Below are 7,520 nucleotides of genomic sequence, written 5' to 3' on the forward strand. Positions count from 1 at the left end.
AAGCGCCGTTTCCGACCATCACCGCTGTCGGCGTGACCTGGCTGGCGGGTTTCGATTTTGAAATCAAGGTGATTGCCAAACTGCCCGAGGCGGCTTGATTGCAACCGTACACAAACAGACACACCGCGCCGGCACGGAGGCTGGCCAATCTCCTCGCGAATGCGTATAACCTCGCCGTTTCGTCTACCCTGACGTGGCGCGCCGTTGACTACCGGTGGCCCTTCGAATGTTGACGCTTACGAAACGGAGAATTCTATGTTCAAGCGTACCCTCGCCCTCACCGCCGGTCTGGCGCTGTCCTTTTCTGCCCTGATGACGCAAGCCGCTGATATCCTGCGCGTCAGCGCGATTCCCGACGAAGCCCCGACCGAGCTGCTGCGCAAGTTCGAACCGCTGGGCGCCTATCTTGAACAGCAGTTGGGCATGAAGGTGCAGTTTGTGCCTGTCGCCGACTATCCAGCCGTGGTTGAAGCCCTGGCCACCGATCGCCTCGACATGGCCTGGCTCGGCGGTTTCACTTTTGTGCAGGCACGTTTGAAGACCGACGCCACCACCCCAGTGATCCCGCTGGTGCAGCGCGAGCAGGACGCGCAGTTCACCAGCAAATTCATCACCGCCGACCCGAACGTGAAAAGCCTCGCCGACCTCAAGGGCAAAACCTTCGCCTTCGGTTCGGTGTCGTCCACCTCCGGCAGCCTGATGCCGCGTTACTTCATGCTGAAAAACGACGGCATCAAGCCTGAAGGCTATTTCAGTCGTGTCGCCTACTCCGGCGCGCATGACGCCACCGTTGCCTGGGTGCAGGCCGGCAAGGTCGATGCCGGTGTGTTGAACGCCAGCGTCTGGCAGAAACTGGTCGACGCCGGCAAGGTCGACACCAACAAGGTCAAGGTCTTCGCCACCACGCCGACCTACTTCGATTACAACTGGACCGTGCGCGGCACCCTTGATCCGAAGCTGGCCGCGAAGATCAAGCAAGCCTTCCTCGACCTCGACCCGGCCAATCCTGAGCAGAAGAAGATCCTCGATCTGCAGGCCGCCAGTCGCTTCATCGAGACCAAGCCCGAGAACTACAAGGGCATCGAGGAAGCCGCCCGCGCTGCCGAATTGCTGAAATGACCCTACGCCTCACCCAGGGCAGCCTGCGCCATGCCAATGGCGTCGATGCCCTTCGCAACATCGACGTGCAGATTGGCGCTGGCGAACAGGTAGCGATCATCGGCCCGTCCGGCGCGGGCAAGTCGAGCCTGCTCAATCTGCTGGCGACTGCGCTCAAGCCCAGCAGTGGCGACATCGAAGTGCTCGGCGAACGCGCCTGGCACTTGTCGGCGCGCCAGCGTCAGCGCCTGCGTGCGCGCATCGGTCTGGTGCATCAAGCCCCGCCGATTCCGCCGCGTCAGCGGGTGATTACGGCGGTGCTGGCCGGGAAGCTCGGTCAGTGGAGTCTGGGCAAAAGTCTGCTGAACCTGCTGCATCCACTGGATGTGGCGGGCGCTCGCGCGGCGTTGGCGCGACTGGATCTGGGCGACAAACTGTTCGCCCATTGCCAGCAATTGTCCGGCGGGCAATTGCAGCGCGTCGGCATTGCGCGGGTGCTGTATCAGGCGCCGGAAATATTGCTTGCCGACGAACCTGTATCGGCCATGGACCCGGTGCTTGCCGGCCATACGCTGTCGATCCTTTCGCGTCACGCCCGCGAGCACAACGTCACACTGGTGGCGAGCCTGCACGCGGTAGATCTGGCCTTGGCGCACTTCCCACGGATCATTGGCTTGCGCGACGGGCAGATTCTTTTCGATTGCCCTTCTGCTGAAGTCAGCCGCGACAAGCTCGATGCGCTGTACGCCAATGAACAACTGCAATCGCCTGCACCAACGGTCGCGCCTTTGATTGTGCAGATTCCGCGATGCTGAAAGCTGATTCCCGAGACCCGGCGGCGTGGCCGCGATTGTTGCTGACGCTGCTGGCGCTGGCTTTGCTGTGGCCGGGCATTCAGCTCAGTGAGCTGGACCTGGGCGTGTTGTTTCAGGTCGATAGCCAGAACGAAATGGGCCGTTTTGTTTCGGCATTCTGGCCACCGGCGCATGATCAAGCGTTCCTGCAACTGCTGCTCAAAGCCACCCTGCAAACTTTGGCGATTGCCACAGCGGGCATGGCCCTGGCCCTGCTGCTGGCGGTGCCGGCGAGCCTGATCGCCAGTCGCGCGCTGTCGCTCTCGGCGGCGTCCCGGGGCGGCGTGCCGAGCCTGCCCGGGCGTTTGCTGCGCTGGCCGGTGCGTGGCTTGCTGATCTTTTTGCGCAGCGTGCCGGAGATCGTCTGGGCGCTGTTGTTTGTGCGCGCGGTCGGCCTCGGGCCGGCGGCGGGCGTGCTGGCCATCGCCATTACCTACAGCGGCATGCTCGGCAAGGTCTACGCAGAAATTTTCGAATCCACCGACCAACGCCCTGCGCACGCATTGTTGCAGGCCGGCAGCGGTCGACTGGCGGCGTTTGCCTACGGCACGCTGCCGAATGTCGCCGCCGAATTGCTCTCCTACACGGTGTATCGCTGGGAGTGCGCGATCCGTGCCTCAGTGGTGATGGGCTTTGTTGGTGCCGGTGGGCTGGGGCAACAGATCGACCTGTCGATCCGCATGTTCGCCGGCGGTGAAGTCGCCAGCATGTTGCTGACGTTCCTGCTGCTGGTGCTGTGCGCCGATCAACTCAGCCGCTTGCTGCGCTGGAGGCTGACATGAGGCGCCTGATCAACCTGCTGCTGCTCGCCGCCATTGCGGTCGCGGTGGTCGCCTCTTTTGCCTATCTGGAACTGGATCTCGCCGAACTCGGCAGCGCCAATAGCCTCAAGCAGATGGGCAGTTACGTGCAGCGCTTTCTCAGTCCCGACTTGAGCGCCGGTTACCTGAAAGCCATCGCCCACGGTTCGCTGGAAACCCTGGCCATGTCGGCCCTCGGCACCCTGCTTGCGGCACTGTTCGGCATCGTTCTCGCGCTGCCCGCTGCCGGGCGTTTCGGCTGGCCGCTGCAAAGTGCGGCGCGTCTGCTGCTCAACGGCTTGCGGGCGATTCCGGAGCTGGTCTGGGCGGCGCTGATGGTGCTCGCCGCCGGTCTCGGACCGAACGCCGGCACCCTCGCCCTCGCTCTGCACACCACCGGCGTACTCGGTCGGCTGTTCGCCGAAGCGCTGGAAAACACCCCGCCGCAACCCGCCGAAGCGATTCGCTTGCAGGGCGGCAATCCGATCCTCGCTTTTTGCTACGGCACCCTGCCTAACCTCGCCCCGCAACTGCTCGCCTACTGCCTGTATCGCTGGGAAAACAACATCCGCATGGCCAGCGTGCTCGGTTTCGTCGGCGCCGGCGGCCTGGGCCAGATGCTGTATGTCAGCCTCAGCCTGTTCCAGGAAGCCCAGGCCAGTACGGTGATTCTGGCGATGCTGTTGCTGGTGTTTCTGGTCGATTGGTTGAGCGCCTGGAGCCGGCAGCGTTGGGTCAAAGCGTAGGCCGAGTGGATATCTGGCAAAAGCTGATTATGCTTCAGGAAACCTTGCAGCCCTGCGAGGCGGTCAGACTGTGCAAGCTTCACGCGACAGCGATGGCGACAGATGCCGACGGGCCAGAGTGCGACAGGCAGTAACGGGGGACTCCGGCCTACAACAATAAGCACGACGGAGAACACCCATGGCCACAATCGACACAGCATCCACCGGCACGCCACCGCGCAGCGGCGGCATCACCAAGGAGGAGCGCAAGGTCATCTTCGCCTCCTCGCTGGGCACGGTTTTCGAGTGGTACGACTTTTACCTCTACGGCTCACTGGCGGCGATCATCGCCAAGCACTTCTTCGCCGGCGTCAACGAAACCACCGCGTTCATCTTTGCCCTGCTGGCGTTTGCCGCCGGGTTTGCGGTGCGGCCGTTCGGCGCCATCGTCTTCGGGCGCCTGGGTGACATGATCGGGCGCAAGCACACGTTTCTGATCACCATCGTGATCATGGGCGTGTCGACGGCAATCGTCGGTTTGCTGCCGGGCTACGCCACTATCGGCGTCGCTGCCCCGGTGATTCTGATCACCCTGCGTCTGCTGCAAGGCCTGGCCTTGGGCGGTGAATACGGCGGCGCGGCAACCTACGTAGCGGAGCACGCGCCACGCAACCGCCGTGGCTTTTTCACTTCGTGGATTCAAACCACCGCTACCCTCGGTCTGTTCATGTCGCTGCTGGTGATTCTCGCCTGTCGCACCGCGCTGGGTAACGAGGCGTTCGAGGCGTGGGGCTGGCGGATTCCGTTTCTGCTGTCGATCATTCTGCTGGCCGTGTCGGTGTACATTCGCCTGCAACTGAGCGAGTCGCCGGTATTCCAGAAAATGAAGGACGAAGGCAAGGCCTCGAAAGCGCCGCTGACCGAATCCTTTGCACGCTGGGACAACCTCAAAGTGGTGATCATGTCGCTGCTGGGCGGCACCGCCGGGCAAGCAGTGGTCTGGTACACCGGGCAGTTCTATGCGCTGTTCTTCTTGTTGCAAACACTGAAGATCGACGCGCAGACCGCCAACCTGCTGATCGCCGGATCGCTGCTGATCGGCACACCGTTCTTCGTGATTTTCGGCAGCCTGTCCGATCGCATCGGGCGCAAACCGATCATCATGGCTGGCTGCATCCTGGCGGCGCTGACCTACTTCCCGATCTTTACTGCGCTGACCCAGTACGGCAACCCGGACGTCTTCGTCGCTCAGGAAAAAAATCCGGTCAAAGTGATCGCCAATCCTGATCAGTGTTCGTTCCAGTTCGATCCGGTGGGCAAGGCCAGATTCACCAGCTCCTGTGACCTGGCGAAAACCTTGCTGGCGAAACGCGCGATCCCGTACGAGAACGTCGCCGCCGAACCGAACACGGTGGCGCAGGTGCGCATCGGTGACCGCGTTGTGGAGAGCTTCGAAGGCAGCGCCCTCACCGCCGCCGACTTCAAGGCCCGCAACGACGCCTTCACCGCCAACCTCGGCGCGGCGTTAAAAGACGCCGGTTATCCGGAAAAAGCCGATCCGGCGAAAATCAATTACCCGATGATGCTGCTCCTGCTCACCGTGCTGGTGATCTACGTGACCATGGTTTATGGCCCGATCGCCGCGTGGCTGGTCGAACTGTTCCCGACGCGCATCCGCTACACCTCGATGTCGCTGCCCTACCACATCGGCAACGGCTGGTTCGGCGGCTTCCTGCCGACCGTGGCGTTCGCCATGGTCGCCGCCACCGGTGACATCTACTACGGGCTCTGGTACCCGATTGTCATTGCTGTGGCGACGGCGATACTCGGCACGTTCTTCCTGCCGGAAACCAAGGATCGCGACATTCTCAAAGACTGAAGAAGCCGCAGCGCCCTCTCCTGCGGGAGAGGGCCCTGGCGCTGAAAAATTTCGAACGTCTGCCGCCGCGCTGTCTCCAATGTGTACACCCACAGGAGGCCAGCGCCATGAACCCCAACGACGACAAAACTCCCAACGCCCCACCCACCGATGCCAGCGGCAAACCGGTGAACGTGGTCGAGCGCGATCTGCAGGACCGCGACAACAACACCGAGGGCGTGGACAAAGTCATCACGCCGTCTTCCACTCGGGTCAAAGAGCAGGAAGCGGAAGAGCTGCAGCGCAAAGTCGACGAGATCGAGCGCAAGGTTGCAGACGGTAACTAAGTGCGGCGTGGCTGTGGCCGCGGCTTTGAGCGGCGGCTGTCAGCCCGATGACCAAAAGCTGATTTCCTACAGAATTGAACTACACAGCTGATCGACTGCACGTGCATCACAAGCGAAGCGTCTGACAGATTTGCATCGTCTGTTTGCGGATGATGTCTCCCTCGTCCCGCCAGTGACGACAACGAGCCACATCCCCCTTAGACTGCTTCACATTGATCATGGAGGTCATGATGAGCGCTGAACTTTCACTTATCGTTTCAGACTTCGAAACCGAAGAAGAGGCTGCGGAATACGACCTTTGGTTTCGTGCGCAGGTCCAGGAAGCACTTGATGATCCGCACCCTGGCATTCCCCATGCCGAAGCAATGGTGTTGCTCGATCAGATGAATGAAGAAAACCGCAGGAAGCGCCGCGCTGCGGGTTAAATGGAGCTACAAGGCTATTCGTCAACTGGCTGACATCATTGATTACATCGATCAGCACAACTCCGTTGCTTCGGTTTCCTTTCAACGTAAAGCCGTTGCCGCAGCGCAGAAACTTTCTTCCATACCACATGGCTACCGATCCGGTCGGGTGTCTGGCACTCGCGAAATGGTGATTCATCCGAACTATCTGCTGGTTTATCAGGTGAATGGGGAGATCGACATACTCAGGGTGCTTCACGCTCGACAAAAATATCCCCTAACCCCTTCACTCTAAATAAAGGCGGCCAACCGGCCGCCCAAACGTACTGCACGAGAGTCTTTTACAACGTCAGCTGCCCACGCTCCTCCTCGGTCAGCTGCTGCTTCGCCTGTTCATCCAATGCCCCGGCGCCGAGCACCTGCACCGGGCTGTCCGGGTTATAACCGGTCGCCGGCGTGCGACTGGCACCATCACGCGACGGCGCCAGTTGCTCGTTGCCGAAACTGAGCACCTGCACGGTGAACACTGAGGCCTGGTTCTGCCGCGCCGCTGCCTGTTGCTGCCGGGCGACGTCTTCCGCCGCTTGGGTCGCGGAGGATGCTGCCGAACTGGCCGAGGTGATTGCGCCGGTATTCACCGCCGACACCACCGGCACGCCGGTCGCTTTGCCCTGCACCGAAATGTTCGCGGCGTTGACCACCGTCAGCGCGGCGATGTTGACGTTGCCCGACACGCGAATCCCCGCCTCGCCGGCATCGATGGTGCCCAGTGGCGCAATCAGGTCGATGTTGCCCGGCGCCACTTCGGCGATCGGGTTGAGCGTGGCGATACCGGCACCGGTACTCGGCACCGACGGCGACAGCGTGACGTTGCCCCAGGTGTCGTAGACACGTTTTGGCGGCGTGTAGACCACGGTGGTTTTCGAGCCGCGACCGGCGTTGATATCGCCCTCGGCGGACCAGCCGAGAATCGAGCCGCCGAAGGTGGTCATGATTCGGCTCTGGCCGAGCAGAATGCTGCCTTGCGAGTACAACTGAATGTCGCCCGAACCCTGAGTGATGATCCCCGCCGTCGACGGCGGCGCCGCGCCTTCGATGCCGAACACCTGACCACCGCCCGGTGTGAGCATCTGGATATCGCCGCCAAACAGCGTCTTGACCCCGGCGCCGCCGTACATCGTGATATCGCCGTCGTAGCGAATCGGATTGCCGGCGACATCAGTGGTCGGGAACAGTGCCGCAATGGCGTTGCGACCACGCAGGTAACTGCCTGTGCGCGGACCACTGGCATCGGTGTATTCCAGGCCACCGGCACGCAATTCGGCGAAGTACACCTGGCGGGCGAAGATCGCCTGTTCGGTACTCGGCAGTGCGGCGAAGAACGCTTGCGCCTGTTCGTCGCCACCCTTGAAGCCATAACCGAAGCTCAGCCAA

General features: G+C 61.8%; 9 protein-coding genes and 1 pseudogene. 9 read left to right on the plus strand and 1 reads right to left on the minus strand.

Annotated features, from left to right (window positions below; translation table 11 throughout):
- The 9 genes and pseudogenes from OQK_RS29750 to OQK_RS29575 form a co-directional block, all read left to right on the plus strand.
- Positions 1-98 (plus strand): annotated as a pseudogene (locus OQK_RS29750) (RidA family protein); the annotation flags it as partial.
- A gap of 157 nt (positions 99-255) precedes the next feature.
- Positions 256-1,119 (plus strand): putative selenate ABC transporter substrate-binding protein, encoded by an 864-nt coding sequence (locus OQK_RS25620; protein WP_016774953.1) that lies wholly within the window; start codon positions 256-258, stop codon positions 1,117-1,119.
- Positions 1,116-1,913, plus strand: a complete 798-nt coding sequence (locus OQK_RS25625) for a phosphonate ABC transporter ATP-binding protein (protein WP_016774954.1) — start codon at positions 1,116-1,118, stop codon at positions 1,911-1,913. The genes OQK_RS25620 and OQK_RS25625 overlap by 4 nt, the downstream gene beginning before the upstream one ends.
- Positions 1,907-2,734, plus strand: a complete 828-nt coding sequence (locus OQK_RS25630; protein WP_016774955.1) for a PhnE/PtxC family ABC transporter permease — start codon at positions 1,907-1,909, stop codon at positions 2,732-2,734. The genes OQK_RS25625 and OQK_RS25630 overlap by 7 nt, the downstream gene beginning before the upstream one ends.
- Positions 2,731-3,498: a phosphonate ABC transporter, permease protein PhnE gene (gene phnE, locus OQK_RS25635; RefSeq protein ID WP_016774956.1), complete on the plus strand. Its 768-nt coding sequence runs from the start codon at positions 2,731-2,733 to the stop codon at positions 3,496-3,498. The genes OQK_RS25630 and phnE overlap by 4 nt, the downstream gene beginning before the upstream one ends.
- A 178-nt stretch (positions 3,499-3,676) precedes the next feature.
- Positions 3,677-5,356 carry an MFS transporter gene (locus OQK_RS25640; RefSeq protein ID WP_038861763.1) on the plus strand — a complete coding sequence of 560 codons (1,680 nt, stop codon included), beginning with the start codon at positions 3,677-3,679 and terminating at the stop codon, positions 5,354-5,356.
- 107 nt (positions 5,357-5,463) lie between these two features.
- Entirely contained in the window at positions 5,464-5,682 is a 219-nt protein-coding gene (locus OQK_RS25645) for a hypothetical protein (RefSeq protein ID WP_016774958.1), read from the plus strand.
- 230 nt (positions 5,683-5,912) lie between these two features.
- Positions 5,913-6,107, plus strand: coding sequence for a type II toxin-antitoxin system RelB family antitoxin (relB, locus tag OQK_RS25650; RefSeq protein ID WP_016774959.1), 195 nt, complete (start codon positions 5,913-5,915; stop codon positions 6,105-6,107).
- Entirely contained in the window at positions 6,070-6,381 is a 312-nt protein-coding gene (locus OQK_RS29575; protein WP_086783924.1) for a type II toxin-antitoxin system RelE/ParE family toxin, read from the plus strand. Before relB ends, OQK_RS29575 begins: the two co-directional genes overlap by 38 nt.
- 46 nt (positions 6,382-6,427) lie before the next feature.
- Here the strand turns inward: OQK_RS29575 and OQK_RS25655 are convergent.
- A partial coding sequence (locus OQK_RS25655) for a filamentous haemagglutinin family protein (RefSeq protein WP_038861765.1) occupies positions 6,428-7,520 on the minus strand: 1,093 nt, incomplete at its 5' end.

Origin of the sequence: Pseudomonas sp. R62 (assembly GCF_000257605.1) — a bacterium.
In the GTDB taxonomy this organism is placed as follows: Bacteria; Pseudomonadota; Gammaproteobacteria; order Pseudomonadales; family Pseudomonadaceae; genus Aquipseudomonas; species Aquipseudomonas atacamensis.

Coding starts and splice junctions, on each gene's coding strand:
- OQK_RS25620 (WP_016774953.1), top strand. CDS start 256: ATGTTCAAGCGTACCCTCGCCCTCACCGCCGGTCTGGCGCTGTCCTTT.
- OQK_RS25625 (WP_016774954.1), top strand. CDS start 1,116: ATGACCCTACGCCTCACCCAGGGCAGCCTGCGCCATGCCAATGGCGTC.
- OQK_RS25630 (WP_016774955.1), top strand. CDS start 1,907: ATGCTGAAAGCTGATTCCCGAGACCCGGCGGCGTGGCCGCGATTGTTG.
- phnE (WP_016774956.1), top strand. CDS start 2,731: ATGAGGCGCCTGATCAACCTGCTGCTGCTCGCCGCCATTGCGGTCGCG.
- OQK_RS25640 (WP_038861763.1), top strand. CDS start 3,677: ATGGCCACAATCGACACAGCATCCACCGGCACGCCACCGCGCAGCGGC.
- OQK_RS25645 (WP_016774958.1), top strand. CDS start 5,464: ATGAACCCCAACGACGACAAAACTCCCAACGCCCCACCCACCGATGCC.
- relB (WP_016774959.1), top strand. CDS start 5,913: ATGAGCGCTGAACTTTCACTTATCGTTTCAGACTTCGAAACCGAAGAA.
- OQK_RS29575 (WP_086783924.1), top strand. CDS start 6,070: ATGAAGAAAACCGCAGGAAGCGCCGCGCTGCGGGTTAAATGGAGCTAC.